The sequence below is a fragment of the Streptomyces sp. NBC_00016 genome (assembly GCF_045040885.1).
GTDB classification, from domain to species: Bacteria; Actinomycetota; Actinomycetes; order Streptomycetales; family Streptomycetaceae; genus Streptomyces; species Streptomyces coriariae.
Genome location: NZ_CP108304.1, coordinates 1,520,217 through 1,546,698 on the forward strand (window position 1 = coordinate 1,520,217; position 26,482 = coordinate 1,546,698).

23 protein-coding genes and 2 pseudogenes are annotated in these 26,482 nt (G+C 70.2%); 11 read left to right on the forward strand and 14 right to left on the reverse strand.

Going from position 1 to position 26,482, the window contains the following annotated elements:
* Positions 1 to 38: 38 nt before the first annotated feature.
* Genes OG933_RS06830 through OG933_RS06845 form a run of 4 tightly spaced genes read right to left on the reverse strand, consistent with a single transcriptional unit; the run spans position 39 to position 4,750 of the window.
* A complete protein-coding gene (locus OG933_RS06830) occupies positions 39 to 962 on the reverse strand; it encodes a carbamate kinase (RefSeq protein ID WP_405625913.1) in 924 nt (307 codons plus the stop codon).
* A 4-nt stretch (positions 963 to 966) separates the two neighbouring features.
* Complete coding sequence (argF, locus tag OG933_RS06835) at positions 967 to 1,968, reverse strand: ornithine carbamoyltransferase (RefSeq protein WP_405625915.1); 1,002 nt, start codon at positions 1,966 to 1,968, stop codon at positions 967 to 969.
* A 34-nt stretch (positions 1,969 to 2,002) separates the two neighbouring features.
* Complete coding sequence (locus OG933_RS06840; RefSeq protein ID WP_405625917.1) at positions 2,003 to 3,217, reverse strand: arginine deiminase; 1,215 nt, start codon at positions 3,215 to 3,217, stop codon at positions 2,003 to 2,005.
* Between the two features lie 51 nt (positions 3,218 to 3,268).
* The gene (locus tag OG933_RS06845) at positions 3,269 to 4,750 is read right to left on the reverse strand and encodes an APC family permease (protein ID WP_405625920.1); all 1,482 of its coding nucleotides are present in this window, start codon (positions 4,748 to 4,750) and stop codon (positions 3,269 to 3,271) included.
* 244 nt (positions 4,751 to 4,994) lie between these two features.
* On the opposite strand from OG933_RS06845, the gene OG933_RS06850 reads away from it, so the two are divergent.
* Positions 4,995 to 5,459 (forward strand): cyclic nucleotide-binding domain-containing protein, encoded by a 465-nt coding sequence (locus tag OG933_RS06850; RefSeq protein WP_327186443.1) that lies wholly within the window; start codon positions 4,995 to 4,997, stop codon positions 5,457 to 5,459.
* Between the two features lie 37 nt (positions 5,460 to 5,496).
* Positions 5,497 to 6,180 (forward strand): CBS domain-containing protein, encoded by a 684-nt coding sequence (locus OG933_RS06855; protein ID WP_327186442.1) that lies wholly within the window; start codon positions 5,497 to 5,499, stop codon positions 6,178 to 6,180.
* 252 nt (positions 6,181 to 6,432) lie between these two features.
* Here OG933_RS06855 and OG933_RS06860 read toward each other — a convergent pair whose 3' ends face one another.
* The 3 genes from OG933_RS06860 to OG933_RS06870 form a co-directional block, all read right to left on the reverse strand.
* On the reverse strand, positions 6,433 to 7,422 hold the full coding sequence (locus OG933_RS06860) for an Acg family FMN-binding oxidoreductase (protein ID WP_405625923.1): 990 nt from the start codon (positions 7,420 to 7,422) through the stop codon (positions 6,433 to 6,435).
* Positions 7,423 to 7,666: 244 nt separating this feature from the next.
* Positions 7,667 to 8,695: a type I glyceraldehyde-3-phosphate dehydrogenase gene (gene gap / locus OG933_RS06865; RefSeq protein WP_405625925.1), complete on the reverse strand. Its 1,029-nt coding sequence runs from the start codon at positions 8,693 to 8,695 to the stop codon at positions 7,667 to 7,669.
* A gap of 141 nt (positions 8,696 to 8,836) precedes the next feature.
* Complete coding sequence (locus tag OG933_RS06870; RefSeq protein WP_142267582.1) at positions 8,837 to 9,529, reverse strand: response regulator transcription factor; 693 nt, start codon at positions 9,527 to 9,529, stop codon at positions 8,837 to 8,839.
* A gap of 559 nt (positions 9,530 to 10,088) precedes the next feature.
* Here OG933_RS06870 and OG933_RS06875 point away from each other — a divergent pair.
* Positions 10,089 to 10,799: a CBS domain-containing protein gene (locus tag OG933_RS06875; protein WP_327186439.1), complete on the forward strand. Its 711-nt coding sequence runs from the start codon at positions 10,089 to 10,091 to the stop codon at positions 10,797 to 10,799.
* 217 nt (positions 10,800 to 11,016) lie between these two features.
* Positions 11,017 to 13,677 carry a bifunctional acetaldehyde-CoA/alcohol dehydrogenase gene (gene adhE / locus OG933_RS06880; protein WP_405625928.1) on the forward strand — a complete coding sequence of 887 codons (2,661 nt, stop codon included), beginning with the start codon at positions 11,017 to 11,019 and terminating at the stop codon, positions 13,675 to 13,677.
* A 537-nt stretch (positions 13,678 to 14,214) separates the two neighbouring features.
* On the opposite strand, the gene OG933_RS06885 is transcribed toward adhE, so the two are convergent.
* Complete coding sequence (locus OG933_RS06885) at positions 14,215 to 14,328, reverse strand: universal stress protein (protein ID WP_405625930.1); 114 nt, start codon at positions 14,326 to 14,328, stop codon at positions 14,215 to 14,217.
* 610 nt (positions 14,329 to 14,938) lie between these two features.
* Between OG933_RS06885 and OG933_RS06890 the strand changes: the two genes are divergently transcribed.
* Positions 14,939 to 15,520 carry a hypothetical protein gene (locus OG933_RS06890; RefSeq protein ID WP_327186437.1) on the forward strand — a complete coding sequence of 194 codons (582 nt, stop codon included), beginning with the start codon at positions 14,939 to 14,941 and terminating at the stop codon, positions 15,518 to 15,520.
* Between the two features lie 369 nt (positions 15,521 to 15,889).
* Entirely contained in the window at positions 15,890 to 17,461 is a 1,572-nt protein-coding gene (locus OG933_RS06895; RefSeq protein ID WP_327186436.1) for an oleate hydratase, read from the forward strand.
* 84 nt (positions 17,462 to 17,545) lie between these two features.
* Here OG933_RS06895 and OG933_RS06900 read toward each other — a convergent pair.
* The 4 genes and pseudogenes from OG933_RS06900 to OG933_RS06915 all read right to left on the reverse strand — a co-directional run.
* Positions 17,546 to 17,809 (reverse strand): annotated as a pseudogene (locus OG933_RS06900) (AMP-binding protein); the annotation flags it as partial.
* Positions 17,810 to 17,918: 109 nt separating this feature from the next.
* Positions 17,919 to 18,122, reverse strand: a pseudogene (locus tag OG933_RS06905) (alcohol dehydrogenase catalytic domain-containing protein); the annotation flags it as partial.
* 88 nt (positions 18,123 to 18,210) lie between these two features.
* Positions 18,211 to 19,731 (reverse strand): AAA family ATPase, encoded by a 1,521-nt coding sequence (locus OG933_RS06910; protein ID WP_327186435.1) that lies wholly within the window; start codon positions 19,729 to 19,731, stop codon positions 18,211 to 18,213.
* Entirely contained in the window at positions 19,724 to 20,593 is an 870-nt protein-coding gene (locus OG933_RS06915; RefSeq protein WP_405625933.1) for a universal stress protein, read from the reverse strand. The genes OG933_RS06910 and OG933_RS06915 overlap by 8 nt, the downstream gene beginning before the upstream one ends.
* Before the next feature lie 208 nt (positions 20,594 to 20,801).
* Here OG933_RS06915 and OG933_RS06920 point away from each other — a divergent pair, with 208 nt between their 5' ends.
* Entirely contained in the window at positions 20,802 to 21,518 is a 717-nt protein-coding gene (locus OG933_RS06920; RefSeq protein ID WP_405625936.1) for a universal stress protein, read from the forward strand.
* Between the two features lie 377 nt (positions 21,519 to 21,895).
* On the opposite strand, the gene OG933_RS06925 is transcribed toward OG933_RS06920, so the two are convergent.
* A complete protein-coding gene (locus tag OG933_RS06925; protein WP_143606564.1) occupies positions 21,896 to 22,567 on the reverse strand; it encodes a recombinase family protein in 672 nt (223 codons plus the stop codon).
* A gap of 276 nt (positions 22,568 to 22,843) precedes the next feature.
* Positions 22,844 to 23,317 (reverse strand): MarR family winged helix-turn-helix transcriptional regulator, encoded by a 474-nt coding sequence (locus tag OG933_RS06930; protein ID WP_057582258.1) that lies wholly within the window; start codon positions 23,315 to 23,317, stop codon positions 22,844 to 22,846.
* A 184-nt stretch (positions 23,318 to 23,501) separates the two neighbouring features.
* Here OG933_RS06930 and OG933_RS06935 point away from each other — a divergent pair, with 184 nt between their 5' ends.
* The 4 genes from OG933_RS06935 to OG933_RS06950 all read left to right on the forward strand — a co-directional run bounded on the left by OG933_RS06935 (position 23,502) and on the right by OG933_RS06950 (position 26,426).
* Positions 23,502 to 24,113: an NADPH-dependent F420 reductase gene (locus tag OG933_RS06935; RefSeq protein WP_381199305.1), complete on the forward strand. Its 612-nt coding sequence runs from the start codon at positions 23,502 to 23,504 to the stop codon at positions 24,111 to 24,113.
* Positions 24,114 to 24,377: 264 nt separating this feature from the next.
* Complete coding sequence (locus tag OG933_RS06940) at positions 24,378 to 24,749, forward strand: DoxX family protein (RefSeq protein WP_327186429.1); 372 nt, start codon at positions 24,378 to 24,380, stop codon at positions 24,747 to 24,749.
* A gap of 137 nt (positions 24,750 to 24,886) precedes the next feature.
* Positions 24,887 to 25,540: an NAD(P)H-dependent oxidoreductase gene (locus OG933_RS06945; RefSeq protein WP_327186428.1), complete on the forward strand. Its 654-nt coding sequence runs from the start codon at positions 24,887 to 24,889 to the stop codon at positions 25,538 to 25,540.
* A 367-nt stretch (positions 25,541 to 25,907) separates the two neighbouring features.
* Positions 25,908 to 26,426 carry a hemerythrin domain-containing protein gene (locus tag OG933_RS06950; RefSeq protein WP_405625941.1) on the forward strand — a complete coding sequence of 173 codons (519 nt, stop codon included), beginning with the start codon at positions 25,908 to 25,910 and terminating at the stop codon, positions 26,424 to 26,426.
* Positions 26,427 to 26,482 lie beyond the last annotated feature (56 nt).

Below are 26,482 nucleotides of genomic sequence, written 5' to 3' on the forward strand. Positions count from 1 at the left end.
CCACCGGCCCTCACGCCCGGGCCGATCGGCCCTTCGTCTCAGCCCGCTGCCATCTCGGGGCGGACGAGCGTGCCCGATCGGCCGTGGACGATCTCGTACGCCGCGTCCAGGGCGCCGATCGCGGCCAGTCCCCCCGTGCGTTCCACGAACCGGGCGCACGCCTCGGCCTTGGGGCCCATCGAGCCTTCGGGAAGGCTCCTTCGCCGCAGCTCGGCGGGGGTGGCGTCGAGTACGGGCTGCTGGGCCGGTGTGCCGTAGTCCTCGTACACGCAGGGGACGTCGGTGAGGACGAGCAGGAAGTCGGCCTTGAGGTCCTCGGCGAGCAGCGCGGCCGTGAGGTCCTTGTCCACGACGGCCTCGACCCCGGTCAGCGCCCCGGTGACCTTGTCGGCGGTGACGGGAACGCCTCCCCCGCCGGCGCAGATCACCAGAGCTCCGCCGTTCAGCAGTTCGTGGACCGTGTCGGTCTCCAGGATCCGTTCCGGTACCGGGGAGGGCACCACGCGGCGCCAGCCGCCGGTGTCCCGGGCGATGTGCCAGCCCCGCTTGCGCGCCAGGGACCGAGCCGCCTCCCGGGAGTAGATCTGTCCCACGAATTTCGTGGGTCGTGCGAAGGCCGGATCGTCGGCCCGTACGAGAGTGTGGGTGACGAGCGTGGCGATCCGGCGGCCGGGCAGGGCGTCGTGCAGGGTGCAGGCCAGCAGGGAGCCGATCATCCCCTGGGTCTGGGCGCCGAGCAGGTGCAGCGGATAGGGGGCGCTGAGGGCGGGGTCGGACGCGCTTTCCATGGCGAGCAGGCCGATCTGGGGGCCGTTGCCGTGGGTGAGGACGACCTCGTGCTCGTGTGCCAGAGCCGCAAGGGCGGTGGCCACCCGGTCGATGTTCGCCTGCTGGACGGCGGCGTCGGGGCGCTCGCCGCGGTGGAGCAGGGCGTTGCCGCCGAGGGCGACGACGATACGCATGGCTTCAGCCCTCCAGGGTGGCCACAAGCACGGCCTTGATGGTGTGCAGCCGGTTCTCGGCCTGGTCGAAGACGATCGACGCGGGCGAGGAGAAGACATCGTCGGTGACTTCCAGTCCGTCCAGGCCGTAGGCGTCGAAGAGGTCCTGCCCGAGGCGGGTACGGCGGTCGTGCAGGGCCGGCAGGCAGTGCATGAACTTCACGTCCGGGTTGCCGGTGGCGGCCAGCGTCTTGTCGTTGACCTGGTACGGCAGCAGCAGCTTGATCCGCTCCCGCCAGGTCTCGGCGGGCTCGCCCATGGAGACCCAGACGTCGGTGTACAGGAAGTCGGCGCCGCGAACGCCCGTCTCGACGTCCTCGGTGAGGGTGATCCGGGCGCCGCTGTGCTCGGCGAGTTCTCGGCACCTGGTCACCAGCGCCGGGTCCGGCCAGAGGCGGGCGGGCGCGGCGATCCGTACATCCATGCCGAGCAGGGCGCCCATGGACAGCAGGGAGTTGCCCATGTTGTTGCGGGCGTCGCCGAGGTAGCAGTAGCCGATGTCAGGCACCGGCTTGAGGCTGTGTTCGCGCATGGTGAGGACGTCGCACAGGCTCTGGGTGGGGTGCGCGGTGTCGGTCAGGCCGTTGTAGACCGGGACTCCGGAGTGGGCGGCCAACTCGGTGACCAGCGAGTGGGCCGAGCCCCGGTACTCGATGGCGTCGAACATACGACCGAGCACACGGGCGGTGTCGGCGATGGACTCCTTGACGCCGACATGGGTGTCGCGGGGGCCCAGGTAGGTGGTGGCGACGCCCTGATCGGCGGCGGCGACCTCGAAGGCACAGCGGGTGCGGGTGGAGGTCTTCTCGAAGATCAGCGCAAGGTGCCTGCCGGTGAGCCGGGGCCGCTCGGTACCGGCACGCCTGGCCGCCTTGAGGTCGGCTGCGAGGTCGAGGAGATGGTGGATCTCGCGGGCGGTGAAGTCGAGTTCGCTCAGGCAGGAGCGGCCTCGGAGGTCGACGGTCATGGTGGAATCCCTCCCTGGGGCGGTCGGTCGCGGGTCAGGCGACCGGGTCGCGCTCGATGGGGCAGCTCATGCAGCGCGGGCCACCGCGTCCGCGGCCGAGTTCGGCGCCGGCGATCGTGACGATCTCGATGCCCTGCTTGCGTAGGTAGGTGTTGGTGGTGACGTTGCGCTCGTAGCCGACGATCACGCCGGGAGCGAGGGCGAGGAAGTTGCTGCCGTCGTCCCACTGCTCGCGTTCGGCGTTGCGGATGTCCTGCGGGGCGGAGAACATCCGGACCTTGTCGAGGTCGAGTGCCTCGGCGAGTGCGGTGGCGAGGTCCGAGTTCGGCGCGACCTCGAAGCCGCACTCCCGCGTGTCGCTCGGGGTGAGCGTCCAGGAGCGCAGCGAGTCGGCGAGGCCCGGATAGACAACGAAGGTGTCGCGGTCGACCATCGTCAGCACGGTGTCGAGGTGCATGTACGCCCGTGTGGCGGGGAGTTGGACGGCGACCAGCCGGTTTGCCGTGCCGTCGGCGAAAAGCCGGGCGGCGAGGTTCTCCACGGCCTGGGCGGTGGTCCGCTCTCCCATGCCGACCATGACCGCCCCGCCCCCGAAGACATGGACGTCACCGCCTTCCAGCGTGCCCACGGGGCCGTCGAGAAGCGGTACGGGCGCTGCGTCGGCGAACATCGGGTGGAACCGGTAGATGGCTTCGGCGTGCAGGCTCTCGCGACGGCGGGCGGGCTTGGCCATGGGATTGACCGAGAGCCGGTCGTAGACCCAGCAGGAGTTGTCGCGCGGAAAGAGGTGGTTGGGCAGCGGGGCGAGCGCGAAGTCCTCGGCATCGAGCGCGTTCCAGACCAGGCTGTGCGGGCTGGCCAGCGGCAGATCGCTCTTGAACAGCCCGCCGATGAGGTGTCCGGCGAGGGTGTCGCCGTCGAGTGCGGCGCACAACTCGCGGACCGGGTCGATCAGGGCCGGTCCGACGGCGGCGGGGGTGATCACTCGGTCGAGCAGCCAGTCGCGGGCCTCGGGAAGGTCGAGGGTCCGGGCGAGCAGGTCGGCGAAGTAGTGGACCTTCGTTCCGTGGTCGCGCAGCACCTGGGCGAAGGCGTCGTGCTCCTCGCGGGCTCGCTTGGCCCACAGGATGTCGTCGAAGAGGAGAGCGTCGACATTGCGCGGGGTCAGTCGGGAGAGTTCGATGCCGGGGCGGTGCAGGATCACCTGGCGCAGCGAGCCGACCTCGGAGTCGACGTGGAACGTGTTCATGGCGTGGGGTCCTCTGTCGGGAGGTGGGGTGGTCATTCCTGGTGAGGGTGATCACTCGTGGTGAGGCTGGACGTTGCGCTTACGCAGGGAACCGGTGCCGCTGCCGCGCGGGCGCGCCCGGGGCGGTGTCGGCGTCTTGGGCGCCCGCTCCTCCCGGGGAACGCGGGCGGCGGGAATCGGCAGGTCGGTACCGCCGTAGACGCCCTCGCCCCGCTTCAGCCAGACGTAGACCGGAACTCCGAGCAGCAGCACGAACAGCCCGTAGTAGACGGTCTGGTAGCCGCTGCCCTGGATCGACCAGTAGGAGAAGACGAGTGCCAGACCGGCGACGGTGACATCGCGAGCCAGACGCCGGGGGCCGACGCTCTCCCGGCCGCGCACCAGGAGCCAGTACAGCTGGGCGGCGGCGGAGAACAGGTACGGGATCACCGCAGTCAGCACGCTCAGCAGCACGATCTTCGTGAAGACGTCCTCGAAGCGCGAGTAGCTGAACACCGTGATCAACGAGGCCAGCACGGTCGAGGCGACGATACCGAACGCCGGGACACCGCTCTGCCCGCGAAGCCTGGCGAAGGAGCCGGGAAAGAGACCGTCGCGGGCGGCGGCGTACGGCATCTCGGCGCACAGCATGGTCCAGCCGTTCAGGGCGCCGATGCCGGAGATGACGGCGGCGACAGCCACGACGTCCCCGGCCCAGGTACCGCCGAAGATGTTGTTCGCGGAGTCGGTGAACGGCGCGGAGGTGGCGCCGAGCTCACCGTGCGAGACGGTGCCGAACACGGCGAGGGTGCCGAGGATGTAGAGGACGGCGCACAGGAGGGTGCCGTACACGGTGGCACGGGGCACGTTCCGCTCCGGATCGCGCACCCGGCCGGCGACCACGGAGGCGGCCTCCAGGCCGAGGTAGCTGAACAGGGCGATGGCGGCCGCTGCCGAGATCGCACCGACGGCGGACCGACCACTGGCGTTGAAGGTCCCGAAGTTGTCCGGGTCGATGAACAGCAGCCCGACAGTGGCCATGAAGACGAGCGGGACGAACTTCAGCACGGTCGTGACCACCTGGAACGCGCCCATGTTGCGGACGCCGGTGAGGTTGATCGCGGCCGCGGTCCAGAGTCCGCCGAGGGCGAGCCCCATGGAGATCCACGTCTTGTGGCCCGTGTTGACGAACACCTCGACGTAACCGACCCATGCCACGGCGATGGCCGCGTTCCCGGCCCAGGCGGTGATCCAGTACGACCACGCGTTGAGGAATCCGGCGAACTCCCCGAACGCCTCGCGGGCGTAGACGTACGGCCCGCCACTCGCCGGCGCCCTCTTCGACAGGGCTCCGAAGGTCAGTGCCAGCGCCAGCGCGCCCAGCGTCACGACGACGAACGCCACCAGGGAGATCGGTCCGTACGGTGCCAGGGCGGCAGGCAGGGCGAAGATCCCCGTGCCGATGATGGTGCCGATCACGAGCGAGGACGCGGCGGGCAGACCGAGTGACGGTCTCGGCGCCGCTCGCTCCCCTGTCCTGGTGGTCCTGGGCATGGCTGTGCTCCTTGTGCGGTTCGGTGCGGATGGGTCGATCCGTGAACGATCTTTCTGCGCCGTGCCGGGCGCAGGCAGCGGCCACACGGCCCGAGGCGGTGCCGAGAGTCCCGGGCCGCGAGGGCCGACCGGCCCGGGGTGCCCCGAAGGTCCCGGCCAAGGGACCGGGTGGCCCCTGCCCTGCTCAGCGGCCTATCGCACACGCTGGCCGTGGAACGTCGTACAGCCCTCGCGGAGGCACGCCATGAGCCCTTCCCCCACCCCCACCATGCTTCGCTCCCTGACCGCAGAACACCGCGAGCGGTTGATGCGGTTCGCCCAGGAGGTGTCCATTCCTCAGGGAACCCGCCTGTTCGAGGAGGGATCGCGCGCCGATCGGTTCTGGATCATCCGCACCGGCAGGATCGACCTCGACATGCGCGTCCCCGGCCGACGCCCCGCCGTGATCGAGAACCTCGGCCACAACGAACTGGTCGGCTGGTCCTGGCTCTTCCCGCCGCACGCGTGGCACCTGGGCGCCGAGGCGACAACACCGGTCAGGGCCTACGAGTTCGACGGCGCGGCGGTCCGTTCCCTGTGCCAGGACGACGCCGGCCTGGGCCGGGACGTCTCCCAGTGGGTGGGGCAGGTCCTTGCCCACCGGCTCCGTTCGGCCAGGACGCATCTGCTGGACCTGTACGCCCCGTACGGCGCCGGCAGCTCCGTCTGACCCCGCCGGCTCCCGGACGAAGAACGAAGGAGTGACCATGCACGGCACCCCGCACATCGTCAGCGATGTCATGCCCCACACGGTCGCCGCGGTAGGCCGCGGGGCGGCCTTCAAGGAGATCGTCCAGCTGATGCAGGAGTGGAAGATCAGCGCCCTGCCCGTGATCGAGGGCGAGGGCCGGGTCGTCGGCGTGGTCTCCGAGGCGGATCTGCTGCCCAAGGAAGAGTTCCGCGACGGCGATCCCGACCGCTATACGCAGCTGCGGCGTCTCAAGGACCTGGAGAAGGCGGGTGCGCTCACCGCTGAGCAGCTGATGACATCCCCTGCCCTCACCGTCCACGCGGACGCCACCCTCGCACAGGCGGCTCGCACCATGGCGCGCGCGAAGGTCAAGCGGCTGCCCGTGGTCGACGCCCTGGGCATGCTCGAGGGCGTCGTCAGCCGCGCCGACCTGCTCAAGGTCTTCCTGCGCGACGACGAGGAGATTGCCGAGGAGGTACGGCGCGAGGTCGTGTCCTACCTCTTCCCCCCGCCGAAGTCGGCCGTGCTCGTGAGCGTGCGGGACGGGGTCGTACAGCTCACCGGCCGCGTCCGGGACACCGCACTGGTGCCGGTGGCAGCACGTCTGGCCCGTGCCGTCGAGGGCGTGGTGGACGTGGAATTCGACCTCGCTCCCCACGGAGGGCCGCCCGAACTGGAGAAAGCCGCCGCGCCGCGATGACGCTCACCGGCGGAGTCCACTGCCCTCGCCCATCTGGGCGCGATCGGTGGCTCGCCGTCCCCCTTCCTGCACCACGGCGAGGAGGCGCCTCATGACTGCCGCCGTGATCAGGGCGACCTGACCGCGCCCGAGAGCGACACCCCCACTGTGCCCGCGACCCGCAAGGAACGGGCTGCCGTCGGCGCAGGCTTCGCTCGCCACCAGACGCGGGGGACCGCGCCACGCCCCGCCAGGGAATCCGTCGTGCCGAGGTCACGCGACGTCGAGGACCTCCCCCACCGCGCGCCGAGGCGTGACCGGCCCGCGCGGGCCGTAGCCGAGTCGCAGCACCATCTGTACCTGGCCTGTGCCCTCTCCGGGGTCTCGGGCAAGCAGGCGCAGGTCGCGGGTCTCCAGCGCGTGAGAGGTCAGGGAGGTGGCCAGGTCGGCCAGGGTGGCCTCCAACAGGACGCGTTCCAGTGCCTGCCCCGCGCGCAGCCAGTCGTCGGAGCCGTCGCCGGGGGTGCTGAGCAGGGCCAGGTGCGGGGTGTGTTCGAAGGTGGTGGTGCCACGGTCGGCCACGCGCCGACGGCCGGCGAAGTCCCGTACGGGAGCCTTGCCGTCCCGCTTGCGGGGACCGAAGGCGTACTCCGGGACGCCGTCGACGGCGATGTCCGCTTCCGGCCCGAGCCGCGTCCAGCGCACCAGGTCCTCGTCGGAGCCGGGGTCCATGACGTCGCGGCTCTCGGCGTCGCGGACGAGGTCGAGAACGGTCTCGGTGTGCCAGGGGCCGGGGAACAACAGCTCGGCGCCTTTGCGTGCCGCGGCCTCGCACAGGGTGGCCTGCACGTCTTCCGGGACGGCCTTGTCCGCGAACGGGTGGCGGCTCGTGTGCCGTTGCTGGATCCCCGGGTGCAGCCGCACCAGGTCGTCGTCTCCAAGACGCCCGACAGGGTCGAGCAGACGTACGGCCGCAAGCAGCGTCGGGTCCTGCGGATCGGGCGACAGTGCTGTCTCCGCGACGAGGTCCGCATGCGCGGCGGCGACGCGGAGGTTGAACAGCGCCGCCCCGCAGCCGATGTGCAACGCCCGGTTGCCGGGGTCCGAGCGGGGCATGGCCCGCTCGAGATCCGCGTACAACAGCATGAGGCGTTCACCGGTCACGAAGCGGAACCGCCACGGCTGCGCGTTGTGCATGGACGGCGCCGCCGTGGCCTCGGCCACCAGCTTCGCCACCGTCTTGTCGTCGAGTCGGGATGCCATGGCATCCTCCTCACACGCTCGGGATACGCGGCGAGTCCCGCCCGTCGGTCGTGACGGGCGGGGCGCCGCACACGCGGGCTTCTTCGAAGCGGTGTGCGTTCCCGCCGGCCGACGCCCGGCGGGAACGCGTAGCTCTGTACAGGTGTGCCCTACCTCCATTCACCACGTCCGAACACAGGACGCAAGGCCAGGTCGCCCCTGGCCCCCGCATGTCCCGAGAGGTCATCGCGTGCGACCAGGCTCGTCAGCTCTGCGAAAGCCGGGCCGCGACGTACTCCGTGAGGTCCAGCAGCCGGTTGGTGTAACCCCACTCGTTGTCGTACCAGCCGAAGATCTTGACCAGGTCACCGTGTGCCTGGGTCAGCGGGGCGTCCAGGACGCACGAGGCGGGATCGCCCACGACGTCCCGGGAGACGATCGGGGCGTCGGACACCCGCAGGATGCCCTTGAGCGGTCCGTCGGCGGCCTCACGGAAGGCGGCAGTGACCTCGTCCGTGGTCACGGGCCGCTCCAGGACCACGCTCAGGTCGGTCAGCGAGCCGTCCTCGACCGGCACCCGCACGGCGATGCCGTCCAGGGTCCCGGCCAGCTCCGGCAGCACCAGTCCGACGGCACGCGCGGCCCCCGTGCTGGTGGGGATGATGTTGACGGCGGCACTGCGGCCACGGCGCAGGTCCTTGTGCGGGCCGTCCAGGACCACCTGGTCGTTGGTATAGCCATGGATGGTGGTCATCAGGCCCTTGACCAGGCCGAAGTGCTCGTCGAGGACCTTCACCATGGGCGCCACGCAGTTGGTGGTGCAGGAGGCGTTGGAGACCACGTGGTGCCGCTCCGGGTCGTACGTGCCTTCGTTGACGCCCATCACCACGGTGGCGTCGACGTCCTTGCCCGGCACCGACAGCAGCACCTTGCTGGCGCCGGCCTTCAGGTGTAGCCCTGCCTGCTCGCGGGTGCGGAATCGACCGGTGGACTCGATGACGACATCGACCCCGGCGTCACGCCAGGCCAGAGCTGCCGGATCGCGCTCGGCGGTCACGACGATCCGGTGCCCGTCGACCGTGAGCGAGCTGTCGTCGTGCTCGACCACGCGGTGCAGCCGGCCGTACGTGGAGTCGAACTCCAGCAGATGGGCCAGCGCCGTCGGCGAGGTGAGGTCGTTGACCGCGACGACCTCGACCGGTGTGCCGGCCGAGGTCTCCGCACGCTCCAGCACACAGCGCAGGTAGTTGCGTCCGATGCGGCCGAAGCCGTTGATGCCGACGCGCACGCTCATGTCCGTCATCCTCCCGATGAGTGCCGTCCGGTGATGTCCGGGTGCGCTGCCAGCCTGACGGCCCGGAAAGGGATCCGGCTTGGGCCGCACGGGGCTGGGAGGAGGGCCGTTCGGCCCGGTGGGCCTGACGTGCGGGCGGGCTCAACGGCCTTGCTGCCTGAGCCGGTCCTGGGCCTGGGTGGCGATGACTGCCGCCTGGATGCGGCGCTCCACACCGAGTTTGGCCAACAGCCGTGAGATGTGGTTCTTGACCGTCTTCTCCGCGAGGTAGAGCCGCTGACCGATCTGCCGGTTGGTGAGTCCCTCACCGATGAGGGCCAGGATCTCCCGCTCCCGGTCCGTCAGGCCCGGGAGGGCGTCGGGCTCCGGCTCCGGCTCCGGGCCCTGGCGCAAGCGGGCCATCAGCCTGGCGGTGGCGCTGGGGTCGAGCAGGGACTGGCCGGCGGCCACGGTACGGACGGCCGAAACCAGGTCCGATCCCTGGATCTGCTTCAGGACGTATCCGGAGGCGCCGGCCATGATGGAGTCGAGCAGTGCCTCCTCGTCGTCGAACGAGGTCAGCATCAGACAGGCCAGCTCCGGCATGCGCGACCGCAGCTCCCGGCAGACGGTCACACCGTCGCCGTCCGGCAGGCGGACGTCGAGCACCGCCACCTGCGGGCGCAGCGCGGGGACACGCACCAGCGCCTGTTCCACGGTGCCAGCCTCACCGACCACGTCGATGTCCGGCTCGTCGTTCAGCAGGTCGCGCACCCCGCGGCGTACCACCTCGTGGTCGTCCAGCAGGAAGACCTGGATCGGATCGTCGGGTCCGGGCCGCTTGCCGTCCGCCATCGAATGCTCCTCGTTCTGCGCCGTCTCGTACCTGCGCCGGAAGACGCCCACCGCGTGCCCCGGTCCCTGCCTACCGTAGATCGTGCGCGTTCCAGGGCCGAAGGGCCAGGGCCGGTCGGCCCTACACTGCTGCGGACCGTCGAACTCCGGTGTCGAGCAAGGCCCTCGCCGCGTTCCTCGGACCACCCGTCGGCGGCGGGAGATCGTCGACGATCCCCCTTCCTGCGCGCCCCTGCGCCCGATCGCGCGCATCCCGAAGCGGCGGATTGCGCAGGTGACAGGGCCGGACTCCTGGAGTCGGGGCATTCGGTCCCGGCTTCGGGACGGTTGGCCCCTGCCCCGGCGGCTCGTCGTGCCGGACGCTGAATTCGTACCGGGGGCCGGTTCCCCGGGACGGTCCGTAGGGACATCGACAGCCGACGGCCGACACAGCCCGTGCGCTCCGGCCTCGGTGCGTTCACGGACGACCTGCCGCACAGGGCTTCCGGCCTGTGGGCGCCCGGGCACAACACCGTCCGCCGCGCTTGTCTCGCGGATGGTCGAGGGAAGGAGTGGCGTGATGACCCGCATCGTCGGCGAGGTGATGACCAGCGAGGTCGTCGAAGCGCGCCGGGAAACACCCTTCAAGGACGTGGCACGCCTGCTGGACCGGCACCGCATCAGCGGCGTGCCCGTGGTGGACGACGACGACAAGGTCCTCGGGGTCATCTCCGAAGCCGACCTGATCCGCCATCAGGCGGCTCGGCCCCCTCACGGCCGCGTCCGGCGTGGCCGCAAGTCCGCGCGCGGCGCCACCCCTGACGCGACGGCCGCGGCCCGGGCCACGACCGCCGGAGAGCTGATGTCGACGCCGGCCATCACCGTGCACCCCGAACAGCGCGTCGCGGACGCCGCACGCATCATGGAACGCCGCCACGTGGACCGGCTTCCCGTGGTGGACGAGGAAGACCGGCTGATCGGCATCGCTACCCGACGGGACCTGCTGCGCGTCTTCCTGCGCACGGACGAGGAGATCGGCCGGGAAGTACTCGAGGACGTGCTGACGCGGGCCATGTGCGTGCCGCCCCACACGGTGAACGTCTCGGTCCGGGACGGCATGGTCACCTTGCAGGGTCGGCTGGAGCAGCGCAGCGGCATCCCCCTGGCCATCCAGCTGACGTGGCGGGTGGACGGAGTGGTGGGCGTCGTGAACAACCTCACGTCCCGCGTCGACGACACTCGTCCGCCCGAGCGGCACACGGGCGGGATCGCGCACCCCTGGCCGCTCTGACAAGCGGCTCGCACCGCGCAGCGTTCCACAGGGAGTAAGGGCCACTCGGCCCGCGCATTCGGGGCCGGTCAGGCACCTGCTGGGAACCGGGAGGACCTGCTCGGGGCAGCGCTGCCGACGAGACGCTGCTGACGGAGCGGCACCGGTCATCCACAGCGCCGCTCTCGTACGGCCGCCGGAACGTGCGGCCTCACCTCTCGACGACGGAGGCACACCCATGACCCGCCACGACGACCGCACCGCGACCAGGGCCACCGCCGAGGCGCCGTCGGACACCGTCATCGCCGTTGACCAGCTCGTCACCAACGGACTCAAGGCCTTGGCCGACTACGAGGCCCTGGACCAGGAGCAGGTCGACCACATCGTCAAGAAGGCGTCGGTCGCCGCTCTGGACCAGCACACCGCGCTGGCCCGCCTCGCGGTGGAGGAGACCGGACGGGGCGTCTTCGAGGACAAGGCGGCCAAGAACATGTTCGCCTGCGAGCACGTCACCCACAGCATGGCTCCCATGAAGACCGTGGGCGTCATCGCCCGCGACGACATCGAGGACATGGTCGAGGTGGCGGAACCGGTCGGCGTGGTGTGCGCGGTCACTCCCGTCACCAACCCGACCTCCACCACGATCTTCAAGGCGCTGATGGCGCTGAAGACCCGCAACCCCGTCGTGTTCGCCTTCCATCCCTCCGCCCAGCGCTGCAGCGCGCAGGCGGCCCGCGTCGTGCGCGACGCCGCCCTCGCCGCGGGAGCGCCCGAGCACTGCATCCAGTGGATCGAGGCTCCGTCCGTCGAGGCGACCGGCACTCTGATGCGCCACCCGGGCGTCTCGCTGATACTCGCCACGGGCGGCAACGCCATGGTCAGGGCGGCCTACTCGGCGGGCAAGCCCGCCCTGGGGGTCGGCGCCGGCAACGTCCCCGCGTACGTCCACAAGAGCGCCAGGCTGCGCCGCGCCGTCAACGACCTGGTGCTGTCCAAGTCCTTCGACAACGGCATGATCTGCGCCTCCGAGCAGGCCGTCATCCTGGACGACGAGATCTACGACCCGGCGCTCGCCGAGTTCCGCACGCTGCACGCCCACCTGGCGACCGCCGAGGAGAAGGCGAAGCTGGAGACCTTCCTGTTCCCTGCGGGCACCGCGGGTGCGGGCTGTGAGCCCAAGGTCAACGCCGCCGCCGTGGGCCGGAGTCCCGAGTGGATCGCGGAGCGCGCGGGTTTCCGGGTGCCCGCCGACACGTCGCTCATCCTGGTCGAGACGGACCGGGTCGGCCCGGAGGAGCCGCTGACCCGGGAGAAGCTCTGCCCGGTGCTCGCCGTGCTGCGCGCGCGTTCGGAACAGCAGGGCTTCGACCTGGCCGCGGACATGGTCGCCTTCCACGGCCAGGGCCACAGCGCCGTCATCCACACCGAGGACCGCGCGCTGGCGGAGGCGTACGGGAAGCGGATGAAGACCGTGCGGATCATCGTGAACGCGCCGTCCTCGCAGGGCGCGATCGGCGGCATCTACAACGGCCTGCTGCCGTCGCTGACGCTGGGCTGCGGCTCCTGGGGCAGCACGTCGGTGTCCAACAACGTGTCCGCCGCGCAACTGTTGAACGTCAAGCGGGTCGGCACCCGCCGCAACAACCTGCAGTGGTTCAAGGTGCCGCCGAAGATCTACTTCGAGCCGCAGGCGATCCGGTACCTGGCGTCCATGCCGGACGTGCACCGGGTCACGGTCGTCACCGACGCGACGATGACCCGCCTCGGCTTCGTCGACCGCGTCACGCGCGTGCTCCAGCGGCGCCACGAGCCGGTGACCGTCCAGATCATCGACAACGTCGAGCCCGAGCCGAGCATCGACTCCGTGCAGCGCGGCGCCCGGCTGATGCGTGACTTCCGGCCGGACACGATCATCGCGCTGGGCGGCGGCTCGCCGATGGACGCGGCCAAGGTGATGTGGTTGCTGTACGAGCAGCCGGACATCGATTTCGCGGACATGCGGCAGAAGTTCTCCGACATCCGCAAGCGGGCCTTCCGCTTCCCCGTCCTCGGTCGTCTGGCCCGTCTCGTGTGCGTGCCCACCACTTCCGGCACCGGCGCCGAGGTCACCCCCTTCGCCGTCATCTCCGACCCGGCGACCGGCAAGAAGTACCCGCTCGCCGATTACGCGCTCACGCCGAGCGTGGCCATCGTCGACCCCCTGCTCACCACCGGGCTGCCCCCGGCGCTGGCGGCGGACAGCGGCTTCGACGCCCTCACCCACGCCATCGAGGCGTACGTGTCCGTCTACGCCAACGACTTCACCGACGGCCTCGCCCTGCACGCGATTCGGCTGATCTTCGGCCACATCGAGGCCGCCGTGAACGACCGGACGGACAGCCCGCAGGCGCGCGAGAAGATGCACAACGCCGGCACCATCGCGGGCATGGCCTTCGGAAACGCCTTCCTCGGCATCGTCCACGCCATGTCCCACACCCTCGGCGCCACGTTCCACATCGCGCACGGCAGGACCAACGCCGTCCTGCTCCCCCTCGTCATCCGCTACAACGGCACCGTTCCGACCAAGCTCACGGGCTGGCCCAAGTACGAGAACTACCGCGCTCCCGAACGCCTCCAGGACATCGCCCGCACCCTGGGCCTGCCGGCCGGCACCCCGGCCGAGGGCGTCGACTCCCTTGCCCGCGCCGTGGAGCGACTGCGTGACGCCGTGGGCATCGAACCGTCGTTCAAGTCCCTCGGCATCGACGAGCGGACCTTCCTCGACGCACTGCCCCAACAGGCCATGAACGCCTACGAAGACCAGTGCGCGCCCGCCAACCCGCGGATGCCCATGCTCGACGACATGCAGGGGATCATGCGAGCCGCCTTCTACGGGCCGACAGGCACACCCGAACAGTAGATCCGGCGGTGCCTGCCACGCGAGGTGCCGTGCCGTTCCGCCGTGCCGTGCCGGGAGCCCGGGGACAAGTCCATTCGGCATGCCCAGCTCCCGGCACGGCACCCTCGCAGCTCGTCCGCCGGTCCCCCGCCTCCGCCTCGCAGTCCCTGCGGATGCAGACAGAGGCCGACACGATGATCCCGGTCAGTCCCGGCATCTCGGGAGGGCGTCCGCCATGGCCGCCGCGCCCCTCATCTCGCGCATGACCGCGCTCCGGAGGACAGCGCCCCTCTTGACCGCCCCTCCCGGGAACCGGCCCTGAGGAACCGGTCGAGCACGGCGGGGCAGCCGAACCCCGCGATCACGCCCCGTGCCGCCCGCGAGTTCTCACGCGGGCGGCACGGGGCGACGGGTGTCCTGTCGCGGCTCGCGGGCCGGCAGGCCGCCGACACATCTTGGTCGGTGCGTCGCGTGCCCGACGCGAACGTCGGACACGCGACGTGTCCCGGAGACGGGAACGCACCTGGAGGCGGGCGGCCGGACAGTCGGACGACACGCTCACGTCGTCGGCACCAGCACCACGGGACAGTGGGAGTTGTGCAGCAGGACGTGCGCGACCGGGCCCAGCTGAAGGCCGAACCGACCCGCACGGCGGCGCGCGCCGACGACCACGACACCGGCCTCCCGCGTATCCCTCCGACGACCAACAGCGGGCCTCGCACGTGCGCGGCCAGGCGCCGGCTCACCGAGCGTGCCAGAACGCCGACGACACCGCCGAACCCCCGGGCGCCCACGACGGTGGTCCGCTTCCTCGCTCTCCTTCGTCAGCGCCGGCACGACGCCGCCCTCCACGGCCTTGGTCTCCAGTGTCCAGGCCGATACGCCATGGCTGGGTGTTGTGGATCGACGTGCGGCGACCGCAGCCGACACACAGGTCTCGGGATTCATGGCGTCCAGGCGGGTGTTGTGCATGATGCCCTTCTAACGCGTGGGCGTAGGACGGGGGTTCGGTCCCACCAGCGTGTGCGCCCGGCCACGGCCCCGTCAGAGGCCGTTGACCCTCGCGCCGGGCCCGAAGAGGCCACACCCGACCCAGCGACCGGGGCACCGCGACATCGCCGCAGCTCTCCTCCTCCGATCACCTCGGTCATGGGCCGAACGAACCAGGCTCCTCCGCGAATCGGCGCCGACCGGCCCTCATGTGCTGCCCCCTCGGCCCATCCCAAGGATCGCTCCCGGCTGTCACTTTCGTGGGTGTCACGACGAGGAGGAGGGGCGGGCCATGAAGGGCATCACGCGTACGCGGAAGAGGCTCTGGCGGTGGCGAGGCAATCCGCTGCGCCGGCGCGACGACATCGTCGAGGCCTGGATCGTGCTTGCCGTATGGGTGGTGGCCGCGGTGGGCGGCACCATGGTCGGCCTGGTGACGGTCCACGCATCCGATGAGATGTTCGCCCGCCAGCGCGCCGAACGCTCCTCGGTACACGCCACGCTCCTCACCGACGTACCGCGAAACGTGGCGGGGATCGGGACGACCAGCGGACAGACCGCAGCGCGCGTCCGCTGGACGGACCCTGACGGCTCCGTCCACACCGACGAGACCTTGGTGGAGGACGGTCTGAAGGCCGGAACCGAGGTCGTCGTCTGGACAGACGGCCGAGGAGAGATCACCGCCGAGCCGCCGAGTCCCACGGAGGCAGCCATCGAAGGCGGCGTCCTGGCCGTCGCGGCGGCGCTCGTCCTCACGGGCATGACCTTCGGCGCCGGAGCCGTCGCGCGGTGGCGGCTCGACCGGCGGCGGATCGCTCAATGGGGCAGCGAGTGGGACCTGGTCGGCCCTGAGTGGGGTCACAAGACCGGCTGATGCGCGCTCGGCTGCCGGGACGCCCGGGAGGGCGGTTCGTCATCGGCCGGACGGCCTTCCTCTGCCCCACAGGATCCCGGTCCCGTCTCCCGGGCGGGAGCTCCCGGAGCTACCGCCGTCCACCGGCTGCCGACGCTGAGGGCGGACCCCCGCCCGGCGTGAGTCCGAGGCAACGACGGGCCCGGTCGGTGACGGTCCACCGGCCGGGCCTCGTCTGCCCTCTGCCCTCGTCCTCGAACGGCCGGCCGGCCCCGCCGCATGGGCCATACGGACCCAGCCGGTGACCATCGGCCCACTGACCGCCGTCGCGGCACGGACGAGAGTGGCCGTGCGGTTCCCGATCAGCTGGACAGAACAAGGAGTTGTGCGGTGGCCAAGGCATATCTGGTGGGCAGCGGCATCGCCGCGCTCGCCGCGGCGACGTTCCTCATCCGCGACGGCGGTTTCGACGGATCCGACATCCACCTCTACGAGGAGCAGCGGAACATCGGCGGGAGCCTGGACGCGGGTGGCACGGCGGAGACGGGCTACACGATGCGCGGCGGGCGGATGTTCGAGGCCGAGTTCCGCTGCACGTACGACCTGCTGTCCGGCATCCCCTCCCTCGACGACCCCTCGGTGTCGGTGACCCAGGAGACCCTGGCCGGGCACGAGGACTTCGCCTGGGACGACATCAGCCGCCTCGTCGACGGAGAGGGAAAGATCGTCGACGTCCGCTCGATGGGGTTCTCCGAGCGGGACCGGATAGACCTGGTCAGGTGTCTGGCGACCCCTGAAGGACACCTGGACGGCAAGCGGATCACCGACTGCTTCGGCGAACACTTCTTCACCACGAACTTCTGGTTCATGTGGTGCACCACGTTCGCCTTCCAGCCCTGGCACAGCGCGATCGAGTTCCGCCGCTACCTCAGGCGCTTCGTCCACCTCTTCCCCGAGTTCGCCTCCATGTCAGGGATCCAGCGGACCCGTTACAACCAGTACGACTCCATCGTGCTGCCGCTGACGACCTGGCTGCGCGAGCGCGGCGTCACCTTCCACACCGGCTGCAGTGTCACCGACCTCGGGTTCACACCCGGTCCTCGGAGTGGCACCGTGCAGACCGTCCACCTCACCCGTGGCGGCCACGACGAGAAGATCACCGTCGCTCCCGGGGACCTGGTCCTGGTCACCAACGGCTCCATGACCGATGCCTCCAGCCTCGGCTCACACAGCGCGGCGCCCCCACCGGCGCCCCATCGCTCCGATGCCTGGCTGCTGTGGCACCGGCTTGCCCGGGGGCGTGAGGACTTCGGCAACCCCGCCGCCTTCGACAAGCACGTCAAGGAGTCCCGCTGGGAGTCGTTCACCGTCACGACCAAGGATCCCGCTTTCCTCCAGGCGTTGGAGGAGTTCACGGGCCGGGACACGGGCAAGGCCGGCTTGATGACGTTCACCGATTCCAACTGGCTGCTCACCATCGTCGCCCAGCGCCAGCCCGTCTACCGCGACCAGCCCGACGGGGTCTCGGTCTGGTGGGGTTACGGCCTCTTCCCCGGCCGCGCGGGCAACCACACGCCCAAACCGATGACGATGTGCTCCGGCCGGGAGATCCTGGAAGAAGTGTTGTGCCACCTGCGGTTCGACGAGGCACTCACGGCCCGCGTCCTGGCCACCTCCACCGTCGTGCCCTGCGTGATGCCGTACATCACCAGCCAGTTCCTGGCCCGTCGGCGCGACGACCGTCCCAAGGTCGTTCCCGAGGGATCGGTCAACCTCGCCTTCATCGGGCAGTTCGCCGAGGTGCCCGACGACGTCGTCTTCACCGTCGAGTACTCCGTACGCACCGCCTGGACGGCGGTGTCCCGACTCCTCGGCCTCGAAAAGCAACCACCCGCGGTCTACAAGGGCCACCACGATCCCCACGTCCTCGCCGGAGCTCTGGAGACCATGCACCGCCGGTAGCCAGGAGCGCGGTCCGACCGCCACCGGACGGTGAGCCGCTCGACCGGCTGACGAAGTCGAGGCGGGGATTCCGGGGCCGAAGGCGGAGAAGAGCGGGCACAGCACGCTGGTGTTCTTCAAAGTGCCGAGCACCGCTGTGTACAACTCGGGGCAGCGGCCGAGCAGGGTGAACACCCGGTCTCCGCGGCCGACGCCGAGTGACCGCAGAACGTTCGCGAAACGCGCCGTACGTCGGGCCAGTTCCGCGTACGTGACGGTGGAGACGGAGTCGTCCCGAGCGACGCAGCGCAGGGCGACCTTGTCCGCGTGGGCGGACGCCGCGTGCAGGTCGACCTCTTCGTGGGCCATGTTGAGGCCGCCGCCGGGCAGCCCAGCCAGCTCGGTGCGCGCCTGTGCCCAGGTGAAGTCCGAGCAGGCTCGGTCGTAGTCGTCGAGACGGGGTGGGACGACCGATGTGATCCAAGATCTCACCCACGGCCTCGTGGCCAAGGACCGTCCCCGGTTTCACCTCGGGGAGGTCTCCGCGCAGGATGTGCAGATCACTGCCGCAGACGGTGGTGGCGTCGACGCGCACAATCGCGTCGGTCGCCTCCTGAATCGCGGGGTCCGGGGCGGTGTCCCAGGAGATGTGCCCCGGGCCGTGATAGACGACCGCTCGCACGGTACTCACTCCTCGCTCCCCCACCTCCACGGTCACCCCGGCGGAACACCCTGGCAACACGGACCGCCGCGTCGTGGTGCGTGTCCCGTCAGTCCGGTTCCATGTAGGGGCGGCGGAAGACCGGGGCCTGGCCGGTGCCCCAGGGGCGTACGGCTGCCAGCGCCCTGGCGACCGCGGACTCCAACGGGCCGCTGGTGTCGACGGCGACGGCCTCGGGCCACGCGGGTTCCCCGGCCGCCATGGCGGTGGCGATGTCGAGGTCGGCGTCGGAGGGGCCGGGGGCGCGCGTGCTCAGGCGGGCCGCTGACACGTCGTCCGGGACGTGGCAGTGCAGGGCGACCAGGTCGGCGCTGGTGCGTTCGGCCACGCGCTGTGCCGCTTCACGCTGTGCCGTGTCGGACCAGGTGGCGTCCAGAACGACGGACTCGCCGGCGGACAGCAGGGCGGCCGCCCGGTCGAGGAGGGTGGCGTAGGTCCTGGCGGTCCATTCCGGTGTGTACAGCCCTTCGCCGTAGCCGGCCGCCGCGGACTGCTCCGCGGGAATGCCCGCCAGTTCCTTGCGGACGCGGTCACTGCTGAGCAGGGTGACCCCCAGCCGGTCGGCCAGCGCACCGGAGAGGGTGGACTTCCCGCTGCCCGGCAGCCCGCCGACGACGGTCAGGCCGACAGCGGAGGTGCGCAGGTGACGCAGCGTCGTCGAGACCAGCCGTCGTGACGCCACCTCCGCGCCCGGCGCACCCTGGCGGGCCTGGATCAGAGAGACCTTGGCGCGGACGAACGCGCGGTAGGCGACGTAGTGGTGCCACAGCGACGCGGGAGCGCGGTCGCCGGAGTATTCGCCGTACCGCGCGAGGAAGTAGGCGGCGGCCTCCGGGGCCCCCAGGTGTTCCAGGTCCATGGCGAGGAAGGCGGCGTCGTCCAGGCCGTCGACGTAGCGCAGCCGGTCGTCGAACTCCAGGCAGTCGAGGATGCGAGGGCCGTCGTCGAGGCAGAAGACGTCCTCGGCGAGCAGGTCACCGTGGCCGTCGACCACCCGCCCCTGCTGGATGCGGGAGGCGAACAACCGCTCGCGGCCTGCGAGATAGCGGCGCACCAGTTGCTCCGTCTCCGTCATCCCCTCGGGCACGGAGCCGTCGTCGGCCATCACGTGGATCTGCGCGAAGCTGGCCTCCCAGCGCGACGACAGGGCGTCCCGCGTGCCCTGCTCGTCCACATCCCGGCCACGGGGCGCGTCCGCGTGCCACGCGGCGAGGTGCCGGGCTACGGCCCGCAGGACGTCGTCCAGGGCGACGCCCTCTCGGACCAAGCGGGAGAGACGCCGGTCCGCGGGCATGCGGCGCATCACCACAAGTGGTTCGGGCGCCTCCGTGTCGGGACTGCTGAACTCGCCCAGGCCCAGATAAACGTCGGGGGCGAAGCGGCGGTTGAGAGCGATCTCGCGTTCGCACGCGTGCCGGCGCGCCGTCCGCGTGGTGTAGTCCAGGAAACCCAGGTCCACCGGCTTCTTGACCTTGTAGGCGCGGTCCCCGGCGAAGAACACGATCGCGGTATGGGTCTCGCACACCTCCGCGCGCGGGGGCGGTGGCCCGTGGTGGCCGGGCTCAGTCATGAGGGACGACGGCGACGGGGCAGCGCCCGTGATGGATGGCCGCGTGGGCGATCGGACCCAGGTGGGGTGCCACACCGCGCCGGTGTGCCCGCCGGCCGACGACCAGCAGCGCGGCGCCTTCGGCGGCCTGCAGGACGGCCTTGGCGGGGCTTGCGAGACGGATGCTGTCGGCCACGTCGACCTGCGGGTACTTCTCGCGCCAGGGGCCGAGCGCCTTGCTCAACTCCCTCTGCGCGTCCCGCGTCATCTCGTCGGTGGCGGCGTGGTCCACCCCCCAGGGCACGCGCGCGTGAAGCGGCACGCTCCGGCCGTGCACGGCCACCAGCGGAACGTCCCTGGCCGCGGCGGTGTGGAACGCGAAGTCGAGCAGGTCGTCGGAGGATCCGTTCAGTTTCAGGGCCACGGCCACGCGGCCCGCAGGGGCCGGAGGTGTTCCCTCCACCCGGGTTTCGGCGCGGACCAGTACCACCGGCCGCTCCGCCCGGGCCACGACGGGCATGCTGACGTCGCCCAGGAAGTAGCTCTCGACGGGCTCCAGCCCCCGCGAGCCGAGCACCATCAGCTCCGACTCCGACGCTGCCTGGAGCAGCGCCTTTTGCGCGTCGTCGGCCACCAGGCTCCCGACAATGGTCAGGCCCGGGTGGCGGGCTTGGAGTTCGGCCCGCGCGGTGTGCACGAGACGCTTCGCCCAATAGTTCTGATCGACCTCGGAGTGGGCATGGGCGGGTTCCGGCGCGAGCAGGGGCCACGCGTGCAGCAGGCGCAGCGTGAGCCGACGCTTCTCGGCCTCTTCGGCGGCCCAGCGGGCGGCGGCGAGGCTTTCGGGTGAGCCGTCGAGGCCCACGGTGATGACTGGCTGCATGGCGGCGGCCTCCGTCTCGTACGAAGCTGGATACGACGGTGGGTGACGGTGAACGAGTCCGATGGGTGCATGCTCCGGACGTCGCCGACATGCCGAGGCGCGGTGCTTCTCTCCTTCGAGGAGTACCCCAATCCCCTCTCCGGCGCATGTGGAGCCGTGGAGGGGGAGGCCGGTCACGTGGCACCCGCCACGAGAGGAGACAGGTGCGGTGGCGATTCCCCTGGTGGTCGGCATCGACGGGTCCGAAGCCAGTCTGGAGGCGATGGACTGGGCCGCCGACGAGGCAGTCCGGTACAGCGTGCCGCTCCACCTCGTGCACGCGGCGGCCGGTGACCGCGAGCCGTCCGACGTGATCAGTGCCGCCTCGGAACGCGCCAGGGGAAGAGCTCCCAGGGCGCAGCGGTCGAGCGAGGTGCTGCACGAGGACGCCGCCGCTGCCCTCGTCGACAAGGGACGCAACGCGTTCGCGCTGGTGCTCGGGTCCAGAGGTCTGGGAGACCTCGCCGAAATGCTCCTGGGCGCGGTCAGCCTGGCCGTGGCGGCACGAGCGGACTGCCCGGTGGTCGTGGTGCGAGGTGCCGCTGAGCACAGGGACGGCCAGTTCGGGAACGTCGGTGTCGAGGAGGGGGAGGGCAGCGGCACGGCTTTGCAGTTCGCTCTGCGGGAGGCTCAGGTGCGGAGCTGCCGGCTGACGGCGGTGCACGCCTGGAATCCGTCACCCAGAGCTCTCACCACGCGGCCGGCTCCGTCGTGGTACGCCATGGAGGCCCATCGGCGCCCGCCGTCCCAGGTCCTCGACGGGGCCCTGCGCGGCCTTGCGGAGCGGTATCGCGACGCCCGGGTGAGCTCCAGGGTGATCGAGGGCCCGGCCCGCCGAGCACGGCCTTGGGGACTAGCGGAACAGCCAGTAACGCTAAGCACTTGATCTTGCTACGTTCGCCTACAACTCAAACGTCAGCTGCCCGCCGGTTTCGAGCGCGGTATGCCGGGTCTGGGCCCGGGTACGGGCGTGGTGGTTACGGTCGTAGTGCAGGTGGCAGCCCTGGCATGGCTTTGAGGTTGGCCGGGTGACAGTTCTCCGGCGTGTGGTCGAGGTGCGCGCTCTCGTCGTCAGGATGACCCGCGAACCGGTGCCGTACACGGGCTGTCCGTGCCGGTTGGGACACCGGCCGGGTGACTGCCGCGTCCGCACTCGCCTTCACACTCGCACCGCCAGCCGGCGCGTTCGTTGATGGCGTTGGAGATGTCCGGCCAGTCGGCGGGACAACGCTCGCGGTCCTAGGGACGGATCGGCACGTGGGGTCACCGTTCCGCAGCGTCGAGCTGGTGGGGGACGGCGGAGGCGCGCAGGTCTTGGAGGTCGGGGATGTGGTTGTAGAGGGTGCCCGGGGAGATGCCCAGCATTTTGGCGATCGAGGTGATGGAGCGGCCGGGGTCGGGCAGCAGGTCGCGGGCGGCGCGGATGACTTCCTCGGTAGCGACGGTGGGGCGCCCGCCGACCCGGCCGCGGGCGCGGGCGGCGGCCAGGCCCTCGCGGGTGCCCTGGACGATGAGTTCGCGGATGAACTCCGCCAGAGCGGCGAAGACGTGGAAGACGAGTCGGCCGCCGGGGGTGGTGGTGTCGAGGTTCTCGTGCAGCGAGGTGAAGCCGATCCCGCGCGTCCGGAGTTCGGCGACCATGTTGATGAGGTCCTGGAGGCTGCGGCCGTAGCGGTCGAGCGACGGGACGACGAGGGTGTCGCCAGCGTCGAGGAAGGCGTGGCACGCCTTCAATTCCGGGCGGAGGGCGTTCTTTCCGGACTTCTTGTCCGAGAAGATCTTCCGGCATCCGGCGGTGGTGAGGGCGTCGATCTGCCGGTCGAGCTTCTGTCCGCCGCTGGACACCCGCGCGTACCCGATCTTGATCTCGGTGCAGACAAGCGGTTCGGCAACGAGGAGTTCGGGGTGGCCGGACGGCTCCGGAGTGTCACTCATGACCCCGGATCATGTCAGAAAACGGTGGTCGAGGGTTCTTGAATGACCCAGGTTTTTGAAGGGTTTTTGAAGGGGCTGCGGGGTGTGCGGACCCCCGCACGGTGATCTTCAGAAAACGTTCGTTTTTTGAAGGCGAGGCTCGTCGACCCGCATCGTCTTCTTTGTTGGATGGGAGTGTCGCAGTAAGGGCGGTTGGTGCGATGCCGGGCCCTCATCAGCACCCCGGGCGAGACTCTGACGGCACGGTCGGCGGCAGCCCGGCGGGGACGCAAGGGGTCATCCCGGTTTCTGATCGATCTCGGCGAGTTGCGCCTCCACCTGGTCTCCCAATTCGATCAGCAGGTCCATCTGCGCAGGGGTCACGTGGTCGATCAGCACATTGCGCACGTCAGCCAGGTGGAGCGGGGCGGCTGCCTCGACGAGGGTGCGGCCCTGTTCGGTGATGACCACGACGGCCCCTCGCTGGTCGGTCGCGCATCGCTCGCGGCGGATGAGGTTGCGGTTCTGCATGCGGGTCAGATGCTGCGACAGACGGCTCTTCTCCCATTGCAGCGCATCTCCGAGTGCGAACGACCGCAGGCGTCCCTCGGGCGCCTCAGACAGGTGCGCCAGCACCTGGTAGTCGGCGGTGGACAGCCCGCTGTGGGTGCGCAGCTGCCGCTCGATGTATTCGGACAGGCCGGCCTGCATCTTCATGAGGCTGCGCCAAGCCCGCTGTTCACGCTCGTCCAGCCATCGCGGTTCGTCCATGAAGCCCATCCTACCGCTTTGGTTGACATGTTAACCAGTCCGTCGTACGGTTTGGTTAACACCTCAACCAAATGGACTTGCGGAGGTCGGAGCCGCCTACAGAAACGCGGCGACGACAGGCCGGACGATGAAGCCGCTCCGCCGCCTCGACAGCCTTCAGCAATTACTGGAACAGGGAGCACTCATGTCTGCAGACACCCGCTACGCCATCGTGGGCACCGGAAACATCGGTTCGGCGCTGGCGCGTCTCTTCGCCCGGGCCGGAGTCGAGGTCAGCATCGCCAACACCCGCGGACCGGGCTCGATCAGCGAACTCGCCGCCTCCTGGGGTTCCACGGTCCGGGCCGTGACGCTCACCGAGGCACTGGCGAGCGACGTCATCTTCATGGCCATCCCGTTCGGCGCAGTCGAGACGTTCGGCAACGCCCTGCCCGACTGGAACGGGAAGATCGTCGTCGACACCACCAACGCGCACTACGCGCCCAACGCGGGCGACATCCTCAAGGGTCGGCTCTCCTCGCAGTACGCGGCCGAGGTCCTGCCCGGCGCCCAGATCGTGAAGGGCTTCAACCACCTTCCCGCCCAGACGCTCGCCGCCGAAGTGCCCTCCGGCCAGGGCAAGCGCGTGGTCTTCGTCTCCAGCGACTCCGGGGAGGCCAGCTCCCAGATCGCCGAGTTCGCCCGCACGCTCGGCCTGTCGCCGGTGGAACTCGGCAGGATCGACGAAGGCGGACGCCTCATCGAGGTTCCCGGCGCACTGGTGCTCAGGAACTTCACCGAACAGCCCCTCACCTGATCGGCCGCGTTCCGCCTTCCACAGGCGGTGCGGCCGGCGCCGACGAGCCGTCCCGCCTCAGCGTCTGCCGTCACCGGCCGCACCGCGGCGGCCGGCGCCCGGCCCGCGGCCGGGTTGCCGCGCAGCAGCGCTCTCCATCGATGAGACCGCACTTCAGCAACGCTCACGCGTGAGCAGCAAAACCCGCCGGCACACCCATCCTCCACGGATGCCGGTCCCTCACAGCTCGGGCGGTCCGAATCACTCTCCAGAAAGGCATGACCCGTGTTTGTCTTCGCCGCCGTACTGAGCGTTCTGCTCGCCGTTGTCGGGCTGGCCGCCGGACTACCGAAAGCCCTGCTCAGGGGCAGCATTCCAGCCCAGTTGCAGTCTCCCGGAGGCTTCAGCGCCCCGCTGGTCCGGTTCATCGGGCTGGCCGAGCTGGCCGCAGCCGCAGGGCTCATCGCCGGTCTCTTCTGGCAGCCCATCGGCGTTGCCGCCGCCCTGGGATTCGCAGTCCTGCTCGTCGGAGCCGTCGGCTTCCACGCCAAGTCCGGCGACTACGCCAACCCCGAGAGCCGCGGCAACGCGATGGCACCCATCATCCTCACCGTAATCGCGATCGCTGCCGCCGCCACGCTCGTCCTCGCCTCCTGACCAGCGCCTGAATCCGAGGCGCCACAGCTCACCTTCCGCCCGGCAAACCCGGCCGGGTGATCGCGAGACGCCCTCGCCACGCGGACCGTCACCGATCATCCGCATTCCCGACCACTGCTACACCTGAGGAACATCCCATGGCCACTCTTCTGCATCTCGATTCCTCGCTGTTTTCCGGCGACGCCTCCTCCTCCCGCGCCGTGACCGCCGCCTTCCGCCGGACCTGGCAGGAGCACCACCCCGAGGGCACGGTCATCTACCGTGACCTCGCCACGAACCCCGTACCGCACCTCACCGCCGACGCCCACACCGCCGGCCAGACCGACCCGGCCACGCACACCCCCGCCCAGGCCGCCGCCCTCGCCCACCGGCTGACGCTGATCGACGAGCTGGAGAACGCCGACGCCATACTGATCGGCGCTCCGATGTACAACTACTCGATTCCTTCGACCCTCAAGGCGTGGCTCGACAACATCGTCCTCGTCGGCCGCACCGCCGGCGTGGAAAGCTCCAGGCTCAAGGGCACCTCCGTCACCGTCGTCGCCAGCCGCGGCGGCTCCTACGCCCCGGGCACGCCCCGCGAGGGCTACGAATACGTGCAGAACTACCTCACGGCCGTTCTGGCCGACGCGCTCGCCCTGGACGTGAACTTCATCGTCCCGGAGCTCACGATGGCCGTACACAATCCGGCGATGTCCCAGCTGATCCACCTCTTCGAAGCCTCCCGCCAGCAGGCACTGGATGACGCAGCCTCCACGGCCAAGGCGATAGCCCACCGCATCGCCGCCTAGAAACAGCGCCCTCCGGACGGCGGCCGTGAAGCACGCTTCACGGCCGCCGTGGGCGAACTCCAGCGGGGACAGGCGGCTGGCTGCCCTCGAAGGAATTTCTCGCCCCGGAGGAGCTGGACGACGCGAACCGGCGAATCGACGAGGCGGCCGGCGCTGCCGGGCGGGACCCGAGCCGGACCAACCGGGTCTACAACCTGGTCGGTGACCGTTCGACTACGCAGCGGGTCGACCTGCTGACGAGCTGGCCGGTCGAGCACGGCATGAACGGCTACATCTTCAGCGGCCCGGTCGACGAGTCCGCGCTGCGCCCCATCATCGAGAAGGTCGCGCCCGCCGTGCGCGAGGCAGTCGCAAAGGAGCATCGACGATGACACAGCCGCAGGCGGGAACTGTCGCCGGCCGCCAGGTGGTGCAGCAGCTGCTGATGGCGCATGCGCCGCTGCGCAGCGACGTCGCCGCCCTGCGCAAGGGGCTTGAGGTGCTCGATGCGGCGACCACACGCGCAGAGGACATCGAGGAGCTGCTCGGCGGTCTGACTGTCGCGGACCTCACCTGGCAGCTCAAGGTGGGCTGCCAGCATTTCTGCGCCCACCTGGACGCCCACCACACGATCGAGGACGCTCGGATGCTGCCGGTCATGCAGCACCGGTTCCCCGAGCTCAGCGGTCAGATCGGGCGGCTCCGGCGCGAGCATGAGGAGGTCAAACAGATGATCGTGAGCATCCGCGCCGACGCGCGGCAGCTGAACCCCAAGGACGAGCGCTCCGTCCGCGTGGTGCTGGAACAGATCGTCGCGCTTGCCGACCACCTCCAGGCCCATCTCGACTTCGAGGAGCGCACCCTCTTCCCGTACTTCCTGCGGATGGACCACGACTGGCACGCCTGAGCTGTTCTGGCCGGGAGGGTGAGTTTGGAGCCGCGGACGGCGGTGCCGCTGCGCCA

What these genes read in the sequence shown, in the direction of transcription:
- OG933_RS06830 (WP_405625913.1), bottom strand. Translation starts at nt 962, where the DNA reads ATGCGTATCGTCGTCGCCCTCGGCGGCAACGCCCTGCTCCACCGCGGC.
- argF (WP_405625915.1), bottom strand. Translation starts at nt 1,968, where the DNA reads ATGACCGTCGACCTCCGAGGCCGCTCCTGCCTGAGCGAACTCGACTTC.
- OG933_RS06840 (WP_405625917.1), bottom strand. Translation starts at nt 3,217, where the DNA reads ATGAACACGTTCCACGTCGACTCCGAGGTCGGCTCGCTGCGCCAGGTG.
- OG933_RS06845 (WP_405625920.1), bottom strand. Translation starts at nt 4,750, where the DNA reads ATGCCCAGGACCACCAGGACAGGGGAGCGAGCGGCGCCGAGACCGTCA.
- OG933_RS06850 (WP_327186443.1), top strand. Translation starts at nt 4,995, where the DNA reads ATGAGCCCTTCCCCCACCCCCACCATGCTTCGCTCCCTGACCGCAGAA.
- OG933_RS06855 (WP_327186442.1), top strand. Translation starts at nt 5,497, where the DNA reads ATGCACGGCACCCCGCACATCGTCAGCGATGTCATGCCCCACACGGTC.
- OG933_RS06860 (WP_405625923.1), bottom strand. Translation starts at nt 7,422, where the DNA reads ATGGCATCCCGACTCGACGACAAGACGGTGGCGAAGCTGGTGGCCGAG.
- gap (WP_405625925.1), bottom strand. Translation starts at nt 8,695, where the DNA reads ATGAGCGTGCGCGTCGGCATCAACGGCTTCGGCCGCATCGGACGCAAC.
- OG933_RS06870 (WP_142267582.1), bottom strand. Translation starts at nt 9,529, where the DNA reads ATGGCGGACGGCAAGCGGCCCGGACCCGACGATCCGATCCAGGTCTTC.
- OG933_RS06875 (WP_327186439.1), top strand. Translation starts at nt 10,089, where the DNA reads ATGACCCGCATCGTCGGCGAGGTGATGACCAGCGAGGTCGTCGAAGCG.
- adhE (WP_405625928.1), top strand. Translation starts at nt 11,017, where the DNA reads ATGACCCGCCACGACGACCGCACCGCGACCAGGGCCACCGCCGAGGCG.
- OG933_RS06890 (WP_327186437.1), top strand. Translation starts at nt 14,939, where the DNA reads ATGAAGGGCATCACGCGTACGCGGAAGAGGCTCTGGCGGTGGCGAGGC.
- OG933_RS06910 (WP_327186435.1), bottom strand. Translation starts at nt 19,731, where the DNA reads ATGACTGAGCCCGGCCACCACGGGCCACCGCCCCCGCGCGCGGAGGTG.
- OG933_RS06915 (WP_405625933.1), bottom strand. Translation starts at nt 20,593, where the DNA reads ATGCAGCCAGTCATCACCGTGGGCCTCGACGGCTCACCCGAAAGCCTC.
- OG933_RS06925 (WP_143606564.1), bottom strand. Translation starts at nt 22,567, where the DNA reads ATGAGTGACACTCCGGAGCCGTCCGGCCACCCCGAACTCCTCGTTGCC.
- OG933_RS06930 (WP_057582258.1), bottom strand. Translation starts at nt 23,317, where the DNA reads ATGGACGAACCGCGATGGCTGGACGAGCGTGAACAGCGGGCTTGGCGC.
- OG933_RS06935 (WP_381199305.1), top strand. Translation starts at nt 23,502, where the DNA reads ATGTCTGCAGACACCCGCTACGCCATCGTGGGCACCGGAAACATCGGT.
- OG933_RS06945 (WP_327186428.1), top strand. Translation starts at nt 24,887, where the DNA reads ATGGCCACTCTTCTGCATCTCGATTCCTCGCTGTTTTCCGGCGACGCC.
- OG933_RS06950 (WP_405625941.1), top strand. Translation starts at nt 25,908, where the DNA reads ATGACACAGCCGCAGGCGGGAACTGTCGCCGGCCGCCAGGTGGTGCAG.